12 protein-coding genes and 1 riboswitch are annotated in these 13,104 nt (G+C 73.5%); of the genes, 4 read left to right on the forward strand and 8 right to left on the reverse strand.

All coding sequences use genetic code 11. The annotated features are described in order from the left end of the window. Positions 1-165 precede the first annotated feature (165 nt). From C229_RS32255 to C229_RS0103010, 7 genes are all read right to left on the reverse strand, one after another. A complete protein-coding gene (locus C229_RS32255) occupies positions 166-675 on the reverse strand; it encodes an ADP-ribosylglycohydrolase family protein (RefSeq protein ID WP_476692002.1) in 510 nt (169 codons plus the stop codon). Further along, positions 663-1,142 (reverse strand): ADP-ribosylglycohydrolase family protein, encoded by a 480-nt coding sequence (locus tag C229_RS35690; RefSeq protein ID WP_476691996.1) that lies wholly within the window; start codon positions 1,140-1,142, stop codon positions 663-665. Before C229_RS35690 ends, C229_RS32255 begins: the two co-directional genes overlap by 13 nt. Beyond that, entirely contained in the window at positions 1,139-3,844 is a 2,706-nt protein-coding gene (locus tag C229_RS0102990; RefSeq protein WP_018653595.1) for a hypothetical protein, read from the reverse strand. Before C229_RS0102990 ends, C229_RS35690 begins: the two co-directional genes overlap by 4 nt. Further along, entirely contained in the window at positions 3,841-5,604 is a 1,764-nt protein-coding gene (locus tag C229_RS0102995; protein WP_018653596.1) for an HSP90 family protein, read from the reverse strand. The genes C229_RS0102990 and C229_RS0102995 overlap by 4 nt, the downstream gene beginning before the upstream one ends. A gap of 130 nt (positions 5,605-5,734) precedes the next feature. After that, positions 5,735-6,724 carry a malate dehydrogenase gene (locus tag C229_RS0103000; protein WP_018653597.1) on the reverse strand — a complete coding sequence of 330 codons (990 nt, stop codon included), beginning with the start codon at positions 6,722-6,724 and terminating at the stop codon, positions 5,735-5,737. A 184-nt stretch (positions 6,725-6,908) separates the two neighbouring features. Then, positions 6,909-8,126, reverse strand: coding sequence for an NADP-dependent isocitrate dehydrogenase (locus tag C229_RS0103005; protein WP_018653598.1), 1,218 nt, complete (start codon positions 8,124-8,126; stop codon positions 6,909-6,911). Between the two features lie 134 nt (positions 8,127-8,260). Further along, on the reverse strand, positions 8,261-8,578 hold the full coding sequence (locus C229_RS0103010; protein ID WP_018653599.1) for a DUF3017 domain-containing protein: 318 nt from the start codon (positions 8,576-8,578) through the stop codon (positions 8,261-8,263). Between the two features lie 350 nt (positions 8,579-8,928). Between C229_RS0103010 and C229_RS0103015 the strand changes: the two genes are divergently transcribed. Next, complete coding sequence (locus C229_RS0103015) at positions 8,929-9,657, forward strand: FHA domain-containing protein (protein ID WP_018653600.1); 729 nt, start codon at positions 8,929-8,931, stop codon at positions 9,655-9,657. Between the two features lie 114 nt (positions 9,658-9,771). Here C229_RS0103015 and C229_RS0103020 read toward each other — a convergent pair whose 3' ends face one another. Further along, positions 9,772-10,623 carry a bifunctional methylenetetrahydrofolate dehydrogenase/methenyltetrahydrofolate cyclohydrolase gene (locus tag C229_RS0103020; RefSeq protein WP_018653601.1) on the reverse strand — a complete coding sequence of 284 codons (852 nt, stop codon included), beginning with the start codon at positions 10,621-10,623 and terminating at the stop codon, positions 9,772-9,774. A gap of 20 nt (positions 10,624-10,643) precedes the next feature. Then, positions 10,644-10,726, reverse strand: a riboswitch (ZMP/ZTP riboswitch). A gap of 80 nt (positions 10,727-10,806) precedes the next feature. On the opposite strand from C229_RS0103020, the gene C229_RS0103025 reads away from it, so the two are divergent. Genes C229_RS0103025 through C229_RS0103035 form a run of 3 tightly spaced genes read left to right on the forward strand, consistent with a single transcriptional unit; the run spans position 10,807 to position 13,099 of the window. After that, positions 10,807-11,199 carry a GntR family transcriptional regulator gene (locus C229_RS0103025; protein ID WP_018653602.1) on the forward strand — a complete coding sequence of 131 codons (393 nt, stop codon included), beginning with the start codon at positions 10,807-10,809 and terminating at the stop codon, positions 11,197-11,199. Beyond that, positions 11,196-12,083 carry an ABC transporter ATP-binding protein gene (locus C229_RS0103030; protein ID WP_018653603.1) on the forward strand — a complete coding sequence of 296 codons (888 nt, stop codon included), beginning with the start codon at positions 11,196-11,198 and terminating at the stop codon, positions 12,081-12,083. The genes C229_RS0103025 and C229_RS0103030 overlap by 4 nt, the downstream gene beginning before the upstream one ends. Then, positions 12,080-13,099, forward strand: coding sequence for an ABC-2 transporter permease (locus tag C229_RS0103035; RefSeq protein ID WP_018653604.1), 1,020 nt, complete (start codon positions 12,080-12,082; stop codon positions 13,097-13,099). The genes C229_RS0103030 and C229_RS0103035 overlap by 4 nt, the downstream gene beginning before the upstream one ends. The last annotated feature ends 5 nt before the right edge of the window (positions 13,100-13,104 follow it).

Genomic DNA, 13,104 nt, shown 5'->3' on the forward strand with positions numbered 1-13,104 from the left:
TCGCCGTTCCCTCACGCCCGCCACCGACGCCCGTGTGACCGTCTCCGCCACGCTGCGGTCTCGCTACGTCAGTGATGTGCTGGGCCTGCGATGGTGTTCCCGGTGCGTGCCCGGCCGCTGCGCACGGACGGCGGCGGTTCGGGGGCGTGGAATGGGACCTCCTCGTCAGGAGCCGGGGGAGTTCGTCGCGTGTTCGCCGTTCTCCGCGGCTGCCGTCGCGAGGTTGAGTGCGAGTTCGCGCAGGTCGCGTGGGCGGAGGACCTGGGCGCAGCCCGGCACCGGCACGTGCAGTGGCGCGGTCCACCGCGCGGGGATCGCGGCCTCGCCGTAGATCGCACCGGCGAGCCCGCCGGTCACCGCCGCGACGGTGTCGGTGTCGCCGCCGAGGTCCACGGCCGCGCGAAGGGCGTCCTCGAAGGAGCGGGTCGTCCTGACCGCCCACACGGCCGACGCCAGGCACGGCCAGACGGCCCCGTTGAACTCCGTCGCGTCGTCGGGATGCCAGCGCGGGTCGAGGATCGCGGCGTACCTGGCGCGGTGGGCGGGGTGCACGCGGGTCAGCACGTCGGGGAGGGCCGCCAGCGGGTCGGCGCCGTCGAGGGCGACCCGGACCAGGTCGTGGAAGATCGCGGTGCCCTCCCCCGCCGCCGGATCGCCGTGCGTCAGCGCGGCGATCCGGTGCGCCGCCTGCTGGTGGCCCGGCTGCCGCCGGGCGCGAAGTACACCGCCGCCGTCGAGGCCCGCATGAGGGAGCCGTTTCCCGCAGCGCGCCCGCTCGTCCGGAAGTGCCGGGGCGCGGCCAGGTCCCACGGGTCGCCGCTGTTGAGGACGGTCTCGGTCTGGATGCCGATGTCCTTGGGCTCGGCCGCCGCCCACCGCTGGAACCGGGCGAACATGTCCGGCAGGTCGAGTCCGCCGCGCTCCAGCAGCGACGTCGCCACCAGGACCGCCATCTGCGTGTCGTCGGTGGCCTCGCCGGTGTCCCAGCCGCCGCCGGCGCGCATCTCGTCCCCGTGGCCGGGCGGGTATCCCGTGGAGAAGGCGCCCGCGGCGCCGAACTCGAACGGCGCTCCGAGCGCGTCTCCGACCGCCGCGCCGAGCACCGTCCCGACGACGCGCGACCTGCGGCCGGTGGACGTCAACGGGTGTCCAGTGCGGCGGTGATCTCGTCGCGGAGGGTGGTCGCCTCGGCGGCGGCGAGCTGGTCGTCCAGGGCGAGGAAGCCCCGGACGGCGGACTCCGCGAAGCCCAGGGCCTCGGCGGGGCGGGAGGCGCGGGAGAAGAGGCGCGCCGTGTCGAAGTCGAGGACGGCCGTCTCCCAGGTCACGGCGCGGATGTCGTCGTCGGGGAGGTCTGCGAGGGCGGCGCGGGCGTCGTCCAGGCCGGTGACGGCGCCGTCCTCGTCGCCGGACCACCAGCGGCACAGCGCCGCCTGGCGGCGGGTGCGGACGACGGCGAAGGGCTCACCGGCGAGGGCGTAGGTCTCGGCGGCGGCGACGAAGCGGACGGCGGCGTCCTCGTCGCGGTCGTGTGCGGTGAGGGCTTCGGCCGACTCCTCCAGGAAGTGCGCCGCCGGGAGCGTGTCACCCGCCGCGCGGGCCAGTTCTGCGAGGTCGGCGAACGCCTCGGCGGCCTCGCGTTCGCGCAGTTCCTTGCGCGCGTAGGCGATGACGAGGCGGCAGCGGCGGTCGGCGTCCGGATCGTCCAGGTCGGGGACGCCGGCCAGGGCCTCTTCCGCGACCTCGGCCGCTTCCAGCGCGCGGCCCGCCTCCAGGTAGGCGGCGGCCAGGTCGATCCGCGCGTAGGTGGCCTGCCAGGGGTCACCGAGCGCGGCGAACGCGGCGACGGCCTCCCCCAGGTCGGCGGCGGCGTCCGCCGGGCGGCCCCGGCGCAGCAGCAGGCCGCCGCGTTCGGCGTGCGCGAGGGCGGCGAACCCGGCGAGGATGTGCCGCCCGAAGGTCACCGCGTCGTCCAGCGCGTCCAGTGCCTCATCGAGCAGCGCTTCCGCGCGCTCGGTGTCCGGAGGGTCGGTGTCGTCCGCGTCCTCGCCGCCGTGCGCGGCGCGGCCGAGGTCGTCCTGCGCGAGGTGCGTGAGCGCCCGCGCGAGCAGCAGGCCGGGTTCGGCGCGCAGCGGCTCGGCGCCGGACGCGCGGGCCGCCGTCAGCGACGCGCGCAGCGCCGCCGCGCCGTCCTCGACGCGCCCCTCACCGAGCAGCAGCCGCCCGCGCAGCAGTTCGGCGGCGGCGACGTCGCGTTCGTCGGCGGGGACGGCCGCCCCCAGCACGAGCGACGCCTCCGGGGCACGCTCCTGTTCGATCAGGAACTCCGCCAGCCGCAGCCGGGCCGTGAGGGCGCGGCGCCGGTCGGCGGCGTGTGCGTCGAGCCAGGCGAGCGTCTCGGTGAGCAGGGTCTCGGCCTCGGCCGGACGCCCGGACCGCGCGTGCAGCAGGCCGAGCCGGCTGCGGACGGTCGCGGCGCGTTCGGGCTCGTCGCAGCCGTCCAGCTCGTCCGCCGCGCGCCGCCACATCTCGGCGGTCTCGCCGGGCCGCCCGGCCATGAGCCGTTCCAGGCCCGTGCCCTCCAGGCGCCGCGCGCGCCGCACCGGCGACGGTTCGGTACCGGCCGTCAGCTCGTCGAACCGCGCCCACGCGGCGACGGCCCGCGCCGGGTCGCCGTCGCGCCACGCCCGCTCGGCGCCGTCGAGGGCCGCGTCCGGGTCGGTGATCGGCTCAGGCGCGGGCGGGACGACCGGGGCGGGCCGCACGGGCGCGGTCAGCGGCACGTGTTCCGCTCCGGGAGCGGTCTCCAGCCGGGCCCGCGTCCGGGCGGACTGTTCGCCGGTGCCGTTGCGGGCGTCGAACCGCGCCGCCAGCGCCAGTGCCCGCTCGGCCAGGACGGGGTGCAGTTCGGCCACGGTCGTGCCGCCGAGTTCGCGGTCGCCGTGCCCGGCCTCGTCGATCCGGCGCAGCAGGGCCGCCGCCGCGGCGGAGAAGGACATCTCGGCGTGCGGGCTCGGCGGGTGCTCCAGCCGGTCCAGATGACGGGCGACGATCTCCAGGCCGCGCGCCTCGTTCCCGCTGCGCAGGCAGAACAGGACGTGCTCGTCGATCGAGGAGAAACCGCCCGACTGCGTGCGCAGCGCCCGGTACGCCCGCAGATGCGCGCTACGCGCCTCCTCGCGGAGGCCCAGCCGCGTGTACGCGGGCAGCAGCGCCGTCAGCAGGCCCTGCGGCTGCTCCGTGCAGGGCGGCTCGTCCTCCAGGTAGGGGGCGGCCAGCGCCAGCGCCTCCCGGTCGTGACCGCGCCAGATCAGGTGGGCGACCTTGCCGCTCGGGTCGCAGCCCGCGCAGTCGGACAGGTCGTCGTGCGGCGCCGCGCTCCACAGCCCGAACCAGTGGTCGGCGGCGTCGGCGTCACCGAGATGCCGGGCGACGCGCGCGCGCCGCGAGTACACCGCGTGCAGGCCGTGCCCGCCGTCGCGATAGCGGCGCTCCATGTCGTCCAGGACCGCGTACGTGCGGTCGAGCGGGACCTCGGGGAACAGCGTCAGCGACGTGGAGATCCACTTGAACTGCCACAGCAGCCGGTGCTCGGCGTCGCCGTCGAGGTCGCCGGGCGCCCGGTCGAAGTCGGCCAGGGCGCGGCTGAACGTGGTGAACGTCTTGATCGGCTCGCCGCCGAACTGGTACGCGGTGCCCAGCTCCATCCGGACGTTGAACGCCAGCGAGGCGTCGCCGTGCTGCTCGGCGTGCCGCAACGCCTCCTCGACCAGCAGCGAGCGCGCCTCACCGTACGCCAGCGCGCCGGCGCGCCCCATCAGCTCGTACACGTGCTCGACACTCATCGCTCATCCTCCGGGGTGTGGACGGCCCAATCGAGCAGGCCGAGGAACGCGCGGTTCAGGACGGCGGTGTCGGCGGGCCGCAGCGGGTGGTGGCCGAGGAGGAGCGCCTGTCCATAGAGGGCTTGGACGGCCGGTTCGAGCGGTCCGTCCGGGGTGAGGGCGGTGATGCGCCGGGTCAGCGGGTTGCGGTGGTTCAGGACGAGCTGGGGCCGTTCGTCGGGGACGGCGCCGCGCAGCGCGCCGAGGACGTCGGCCCAGAGCGGGTCGGCGCCGTCGCGGGCCTCCTCCAGGTCGGCGCGGTGCTGCGCGTCGCGGCTGGTGAGGTACAGGGCGGGCAGCGAGGCCGGGTCGAACGAGCGGACGACGACCTCGCAGGCGAGCGGTTCCAGGACGCGGGACGCCGCCTCCAGGAACGGCCGCAGCTCCAGTTCGTCCGACGAGGGCAGCGCGCCGAGGCGGGTGGACAGCTCGGCCGCGTCCAGCGGGCGCGGGGCGTCGGGGTCGGTGGCGCGCAGCCGCTCCAGGATCTCGGCGTCGTGCACGTAGCCGCCGTTGACGAGCCCGACGCCCTGCGCCGCCGACACCGCCGACAGCCGCCGGAACTCCTCCACGCTCGCGGTGTACCGGGCGCCGGGGTGCCGCCGCCGGAACTCGCTCAGCGGCATCGGGCCCGCGGACGTCTCGTACTCCAGGAGCCGGTCGACGACGGCGAGCATCGCGTCGTCGGTGACGGCCATCGCCTTCACGCCGAGGTGGTGCAGCCGCAGGAACCCGCGCATGCGGGACGGGTCGGTCTCGGCGAGGCGCACCAGCCACTGCCGTACCTGGTCACCGAGGGCCGTCCGGGTCGCTTCGAGCAGATCGTCCTCGTAGAGCGCCTCGCGGGACGCGGTCGGCCGCAGCTCGCCCGCGTCGATCACGCACCGGACGAAGAACGCCCACTCGGGCAGCAGCCCCTCGACGTTCTCGGCGAGCAGCATCCGTTTGAGGTAGACGCGGTGCGCCCGCCGCGCGCCCGGCGTGACCTCACGGGGGAGGACGAACGCGACGCCGTTCAGCCCCGCCTCCGGGACGTCCAGGTCGATCACGTCGAACGGCGCGAACCCGTACACGTCGCGGCAGTACTCCTCCAGCGCGCGGCGGCGCCGCGCCGGATCGGGGTGGGACGCCCGCCACGGCGGCCCGCCCCCGGTGACGGGTTCGCCGTCCACCGTGACCTCGACGGGCAGCAGCGACGCGAACGTGCCCGCCAGTTCCCGCACGACCGGCGGCGACAGCAGTTCCCCCGAGCCGGGACGCGCCCGCAGCGTCACCGTGGTGCCGGGAGCGTCGCGTTCGCCGGGTTCGACCGCGTAGCCGCCGTCGGCGTGGCCCGTCCACCGGACGGCCGGGGCGCCGGACGCCGAACGCGTCACGACCTCGATCTCGTCGGCCACGAGGAACGCCGACAGCAGGCCGATGCCGAACTGGCCGAGGAAGTCGTGCCGGGCGAAGCCCAGCTCGTCGCGCTTGCCGGAGCGGCCGATCGTCGCCAGCAGCCGGTGCACCTCCTCCTCGGTGAGGCCGATGCCGTCGTCGCTGACGCGCAGCACCCCGCCGGACGTCTCCACCCGGACGTGGCCGTCGCCGCCGCGCGCGGTGATCGCGTCGACGGCGTTCTGGAGCAGTTCGCGCAGGTAGACGCGCGGACTGGAGTACAGGTGACGGCTGAGCAGGTCGACCACGCCCCGCAGATCGACCTGGAACGTCCGTTCCTCCATCACGCGCCTCCCCCGAAAACCCGACGGCGGCAGCCTAGCGACGGCCACCGACAGTCCGCCGAGGTTATTCAACCCGCCATGACAAAGCCCCCGCGCTGGAAGGAACCAGGCGGGGGCGTTGGCGTGCGGATCAGATCAGGCCGAGCTTGCGGACCGCGTCGCGCTCCTCGGACAGCTCCGCCACCGACGCGTCGATGCGGGCGCGCGAGAAGTCGTCGATGTCCAGGCCCTGGACGATCTCCCACTCGCCGTTCCGGGTGGTGACCGGGAAGGACGAGATGAGGCCCTCGGGCACGCCGTAGGAGCCGTCGGACACCACGGCCATCGACGTCCAGTCGTCCGCCGCCGTGCCGTTCACCCAGGTGTGCACGTGGTCGATCGCGGCGGACGCGGCCGAGGCGGCCGACGACGCGCCCCGCGCCTCAATGATCGCGGCGCCGCGCTTGGCGACGGTCGGGATGAAGTCGTTCTCCAGCCACGCCTGGTCGTTCACCGTCGCGGCGGCGTTCTTGCCGGCGATCTCCGCGTGGAAGATGTCCGGGTACTGCGTCGCGGAGTGGTTGCCCCAGATCGTCAGCTTCTTGATGTCCGAGACGGACACGCCGGCCTTCTTCGAGAGCTGCGCGAGCGCGCGGTTGTGGTCGAGGCGGGTCATCGCGGTGAAGCGCCCGGCCGGGACGTCCGGCGCGTGCTGCTGCGCGATGAGCGCGTTGGTGTTGGCCGGGTTGCCGACGACGAGGATCTTGACGTCGTCGGCCGCGCCCGCGTTGATGGCCTCGCCCTGCGGCTTGAAGATGCCGCCGTTGGCCTCCAGCAGGTCGCCGCGCTCCATGCCCTTCGTGCGCGGGCGGGCGCCGACGAGCAGCGCGACGTTGGTGCCCTCGAACGCCTTGACGGCGTCGTCGAAGATGTCGATGCCGGACAGCAGCGGGAACGCGCAGTCGTCCAGTTCCATCGCGGTGCCCTGCGCGGCCTTGACGGCCTGCGGGATCTCCAGCAGCCGCAGCCGCACGGGTACGTCCGGGCCGAGCAGGGCGCCGGACGCGATGCGGAACAGCAGCGCGTAGCCGATCTGGCCCGCGGCGCCGGTGACGGTGACGTTGACTGGGGTGCGCGTCATTGCCTGTTTCATCTCCTCGCCCGAGCGGGCATGCGGCGGTTCGTGTCGGCGAAGATCGAGTCTCTCGCCGTCAAGATATCTGCGGCCAGGCTATCGCGCGCGGGCTCCGGGCTCGCGCCCAGGTGCGCGCGGGAACGACGAAGGCCGCCCCGGGATCACCGGGACGGCCCGCGCACACGTGCCGCTAGGCGTTGACCTTCTTCTGGAGGTTGGTGTCCAGCGCCTCCAGGAACTCCTGGGTGGTCAGCCAGGGGGTGTCCCGCGAGACGAGCAGCGCGAGGTCCTTGGTCATCTGGCCGCCCTCGACCGTCTCGACGCAGACGTTCTCCAGCGTGCGGGCGAAGTTGATCAGCTCGGGGGTGTTGTCGAGCTTGCCGCGGTGCTCCAGGCCCCGGGTCCACGCGAAGATCGACGCGATGGGGTTCGTGGAGGTGGGCTTGCCCTGCTGGTGCTGCCGGTAGTGGCGGGTCACCGTGCCGTGCGCGGCCTCGGCCTCGACGGTCCTGCCGTCGGGGGTCATGAGGACCGACGTCATCAGGCCCAGCGAGCCGAAGCCCTGCGCCAGGGTGTCGGACTGGACGTCGCCGTCGTAGTTCTTGGCCGCCCAGACGAAGCCGCCCTCCCACTTGAGCGCGGCGGCGACCATGTCGTCGATCAGCCGGTGCTCGTAGGTGAGGCCCTTGGCGTCGAAGTCGGCCTTGAACTCGGCGTCGAAGATCTCGGCGAAGATGTCCTTGAAGCGGCCGTCGTACGCCTTCATGATCGTGTTCTTCGTGGACAGGTACAGCGGCATCTCGCGGTCGAGCGCGTACCGCATCGTCGTCCGGGCGAAGTCGCGGATCGAGTCGTCGTAGTTGTACATCCCCATCGCGACGCCGCCGCCGGGGAAGTTCGCGATCTCGAACTCCATCGGCTCGGAGCCGTCCTCGGGCGTGTAGGTGATCGTCACCTGGCCCGGGCCCGGCACGACGAAGTCGGTCGCGCGGTACTGGTCGCCGTGGGCGTGGCGGCCGATGATGATCGGCTTCGTCCAGCCCGGGACCAGGCGCGGGATGTTGCGGGCGATGATCGGCTCGCGGAAGACGACGCCGCCGAGGATGTTGCGGATCGTCCCGTTGGGGGACCGCCACATCTTCTTCAGGCCGAACTCTTCGACGCGCGCCTCGTCGGGGGTGATGGTCGCGCACTTGACGCCGACGCCGTGCTCCTTGATGGCGTTGGCGGCGTCCACGGTGACCTGGTCGTCCGTGGCGTCGCGGTGCTCCATCCCGAGGTCGTAGTACTTCAGATCGACGTCGAGGTAGGGCAGGATCAACTGGTCCTTGATGAATTTCCAGATGATCCGGGTCATTTCGTCGCCGTCGAGTTCGACGACCGGGCCCGCTACCTTGATCTTGGGCATGTGTTGCTGTCCCTTTCCTACACCGGCCAGCAGTCCTTGTAAGGCTCAACTGGAGGCTATCCGAGCGAGGTCAGAGGTCTAGACCTCGCCCTGTCCGTTCAGATGTTTCCGCATGTCGTGGCGGTGACGTGCCCCTAGCTATGCGGCACCACCCAGGCGACGACGGCGATCGCGACGGCGATCCCGGCCATCGTCAGCACGTCGACCCATTTCTTCCGGGTCTCCAGCATCCCGACCTGGCTCGGAGGCAGGACGAGGCGGGCGAGCGCGCCGAAGAACACCGCGGCGGCCATGAGCCCCGAGCCCTTGCGGAAGTAGTCGAACGCGCACAGGGCGAGCCCGCCCGCGACTCCGGCGAGCACGATGAGATAAGGAAGCTGGCCGAGCCAGTGCGGGGTCGCGCCGCGGCCGCGCGGGGCGCGTCGCCGCCGCCGGTGCACCTGCGTGCTCATGCCTCACCCCTTCGACCGGGGCCGCCCGGCCCGCGCCGCCGAAAACCGTTCGGGCGCGCCGCTCGCCGGACGCGGCCGGCGGCGGTGTCGGCCCACCTCACAACGTTAGTGGGTGAAAGCCCTTGTCATGACATCCCGGAACGGACATTCAACCTCTCGTCCTACCCATGCAGCATGCCCGTCATGTGTGGACAGCGGAGGGGGACCTTCCCGGACAAGCACGGCACAGCGGATGCCCGGGGCATGAAATCCCTTGTCCCATCGGGGCTACTCGCGGGTAGGAGGGTGTGACGGTGCCGCCGCCGGGTAACCCGCTGGACAGGGGTCGCTAACTAGCTGGGAGGACTGCCGTGGAGGGGCCGTTCATGCGGATCGAGGACAGCGGCGTGGTGATGCCGTTGCGCCCCGACGTCACGACGGTCGGCCGAGGGAGAGGAGTGGACGTCCGCCTCGACGACCCGAGTGTGTCCCGACTGCACGCGGAGATCGTTCGGCGTGGCCCGTACGTGTACGTCGTCGACATGGGGCTGTCCCGCAACGGGACGCGCGTCAACGGCCGGCCGATCGCGCGCCGGGTGCTGGAGGACGGTGACGTCGTCAGCTTCGGCACGGCGCGCGTCCGGATGGGGGGCATCCCCCGCGAGGAGGTCGATCCCGACGTCGAGCTGCGCCGGGCGGTGGCGCCCGAGCTCACACGCCGCGAGGTGGACGTCCTGACGTCGCTGTGCCGTCCCGCCCTGTCCGACGAGGCGTTCGTGGCCCCGGCCACGGCGCGCCACATCGCCGAGGAGCTGGTCGTCACCGAGGCCGCCGTCAAGCAGCATCTGCTGCGCCTTTACCAGAAGTTCCGCATCCCCGAAGGGGCGAATCGCCGTACGCGGCTGGCCAACGAGGTCATCGCGATGGGGCTCGTCCGCCCGCTGCCGCCGGTGCACGTGCCGCAGCAGAACCGCCCGGTGGACGGTCCGTCCCCGGGCCCGGTGCGCCGTCCCGGCGCGCCCGCCCCCGCACAGGGCCGTCCCGGTCACCTCCCGGGCACCGGCCGCACCGCGACGGGGGTGGGCCGCAGAGCGAGCTGAGCGAGACGAGCGGCCGTCCTCTCCCGGGCAGCGTGAGGGCGGCCGTCTCCCGCGTGGCGGGCCGCCACCCCCGGTACGGGGAGCGTGGCGGCCCGCCCACCACCGCGTCCGGGCTCAGGCCAGGGTGGCCTCGGCGGCCTCGACGACGTTGGCCAGCAGCATCGCGCGGGTCATGGGGCCGACGCCGCCGGGGTTGGGGGCGACCCAGCCCGCCACCTCGCGGACGTCGTCGGCGACGTCGCCGGTGAGCCTGCCGTCGACGCGGGAGACGCCGACGTCGAGGACGGCGGCGCCCGGCTTGACCATGTCGCCGGTGATGAGGCCGGGGACGCCCGCGGCGGCGACGACGATGTCGGCGTTTCGGGTGTGGGCGGCCAGGTCGCGGGTGCCGGTGTGGCACAGGGTGACGGTGGCGTTCTCGCTGCGGCGCGTCAGCAGCAGGCCGAGCGAGCGGCCCACGGTGAGGCCGCGCCCGACGACCGTCACCTCGGCGCCCTTGAGCGGGACGTCGAAGCGGCGCAGCAGCGCCACGATGCCCTTCGGCGTGCACGGCAGCGGCGCGGGCTGCATGAGGACCAGGCGGCCGAGGTTGATCGGGTGCAGGCCGTCGGCGTCCTTGAGGGGGTCGATGCGCTCCAGCACGCGCTGCTCGTCCAGGCCCCGGGGCAGCGGGAGCTGCACGATGTAGCCGGTGCAGGACGGGTCGGCGTTGAGCTCGGCGACGGCGCGTTCGACGTCGTCCTGGGCGGCGTCGGCGGGCAGGTCGCGGCGGATGCTCTCGATGCCGACCTCGGCGCAGTCGCGGTGCTTCATGCCGACGTAGGCCTGGCTGCCGGGATCGTCGCCGACGAGGACGGTGCCGAGCCCCACGGTGACGCCGCGCTCGCGCAGCGCCTCGACCCGGACCTTGAGGTCGGAGCGGATCTCGGCGGCCGTGGCCTTGCCGTCCAGAACCTGTGCCGTCATAGCTACCTCCGCGAAGGAAGTCCGGCCACCCAGGCGCGCGGTGCCGGACCATCGTCGCTCCCCGGTGGTGCCCCACCTTGACCGCGCCAGTCGCGTGAAGGCCCCATGCTAGCCAACCCGTTCCTTGACAGCGGAGACCGTCCACAGCCATTGTACTAGGACACTAGTTGAATGGACTTAGGGATGATCGAGTTCCATCTGGACGCCGGGTCCGGCGTCTCGCCCTACCAGCAGATCGTCCGGCAGGTGCGCCAGGCGTGCCGCCTCGGGATGCTGCGCGAGGGCGACCAGCTCCCCACGGTCAAGGAGGTGGTCGCCCACCTGGCGATCAACCCGAACACCGTGCTGAAGGCGTACCGCGAGCTGGAGCGCGACGGGATCGTCAGCCCCCGCCCGGGCGTCGGCACGTTCGTCACCGCGACGCTCGCCGACGGCTCGCTCGCCGCGCACGAACCGCTCCGCCGCGAGCTGCGCGGCTGGCTCGACCGCGCGCGCCGCGCCGGGCTGGACGACGAGAGCATCGAGGCCCTGTTCCGGACGACCTTTCGGTCCGCCGCTGCGGAGGACGTAGCGTGAGCGCGGTCATCCGGGCGCGGGACCTCGGCAAACGCTACGGCCGCCGCTGGGCGCTGTCGGACTGCACGCTGGACGTCCCCGCCGGGCACGTCGTCGGCCTCGTCGGCCCGAACGGCGCCGGGAAGACGACCCTCCTCAATCTGGCCGCCGGTCAGCTCACCCCCACGACCGGGGACATCGAGGTCCTCGGGGGCCGTCCCGCCTCCGGCGCCGGGCAGCTCGCCCGGGTCGGCTTCGTCGCGCAGGACACCCCCACCTATGCGGGCTTCACCGTCGCCGAGCACCTGCGGCTCGGCGCGCGCCTCAACCCCCGCTGGGACGACGCCCTCGCCCGTGACCGGATCGCCCGCCTCGGCCTGGACCCGGGCGCCCGCGCCGGGAAGCTGTCGGGCGGGCAGCGCGCGCAGCTCGCCCTGACCCTCGGCATCGCCAAGCGCCCCGAACTGCTCATCCTGGACGAACCCGTCGCCGCGCTCGACCCGCTGGCCCGCCGCGAGTTCCTCCAGGGCCTGCTGGAGGCCACCGCCGAGCACGGCCTGAGCGTCGTGCTGTCGTCGCACCTGCTGTCCGACGTCGAGCGCGCCTGCGACTACCTGATCGTCCTGGTCGACTCGCGCGTCCGCGTGGCCGGGGAGGTCGACGACCTGCTCGCGGCCCACCACCGTCTCACCGGCCCGCGCCGCGACCCGGCGCGGCTGCCGTCCGGGCAGGACGTCGTCACCGCGAGCCACACCGACCGGCAGAGCACGCTGGTCGTCCGCGCGGACGGCCCGATCCACGACCCCGCCTGGACCGTCGCCCGGCTCACGCTGGAAGACCTCGTTCTGGCCTATCTCGATTCCGGCGGCCAGACCGGCCGCCCGGCCCTGGAGGTCCTGCGATGATCTGGCTGGCCTGGCGGCAGTTCCGGGTACACGCGGCGCTCACCGCCGGCGCGCTCGCGGCGCTGGCGCTCTACGTCGCGCTCACCGGCCCCGGTCTCGCCGACGCCTACGCGCGCGGCAGCGCCGGGTGCGGCGGCGAGGAGGCGTGCGTGCGGTTCGCGCAGACGTTCTTCCTCGACCACCAGCTCTCGTTCACCGCGCTGAGCGTCCTCGTGCTGGTGCTGCCCGGGGTGATCGGGCTGTTCTGGGGCGCGCCGCTGATCAGCCGCGAGCTGGAGGCCGGGACGCACCGGCTGGTGTGGAACCAGAGCGTCACCCGGGGCCGCTGGCTGGCGACGCGGCTCTCCCTCGGCGGTGTCGCGGCGGCGCTCACCAGCGGTCTCGCGGTCGCGCTCGTGAGCTGGTGGTCCGAGCCGCTGCAACGGGCCGCGCCGCAGCACGCGCGGATGGAACCGCTGCTGTTCGGGGTGCGCGGGGTCGTCCCGTTCGCGTACGCGCTGCTGGCGTTCCTGCTCGGCGTCGCGGTCGGGACGGTGCTCCGGCGGCCGCTGCCCGCGATGGCCGTGACGCTCGCGGTGTTCACCGCCGTGCAGATCGCGGTGCCGCTGGTCGTCCGCCCGCACCTGCTGCCGTCCACGACGGTCGAGGCGCGGTTCACGCCGGGGAATCTGCGGGGCATCTTCAGCGAGGGACCGGGCGAGCCCGTCCAGTTGGAGATGAGCAAGCCGGCGGGCGCGTGGACGCTCGCGGAGCAGACGATCGACGGCTCCGGGACGGTCGTGAAGGGGGTGGACGTCTCCCTGGACGAGGGGCCGTGCGCGCCGCAGGGCAGTCCGCCCGCGCCGTCGGCGCAGTGCTTCGAGATGATCGACCGGTTGGGCTACCGGCAGCGGACGACCTATCTGACCGCCGACCGGTTCTGGCCCCTCCAGGGGATCGAGACCGGGCTGTATCTCCTGGTGTCGGCGGGGCTGGCGGGGTTCACGTTCTTCTGGCTGCGCCGCCGGATCTCGTGACCCCG

This window comes from Actinomadura flavalba DSM 45200, assembly GCF_000374305.1.
In the GTDB taxonomy this organism is placed as follows: Bacteria; Actinomycetota; Actinomycetes; order Streptosporangiales; family Streptosporangiaceae; genus Spirillospora; species Spirillospora flavalba.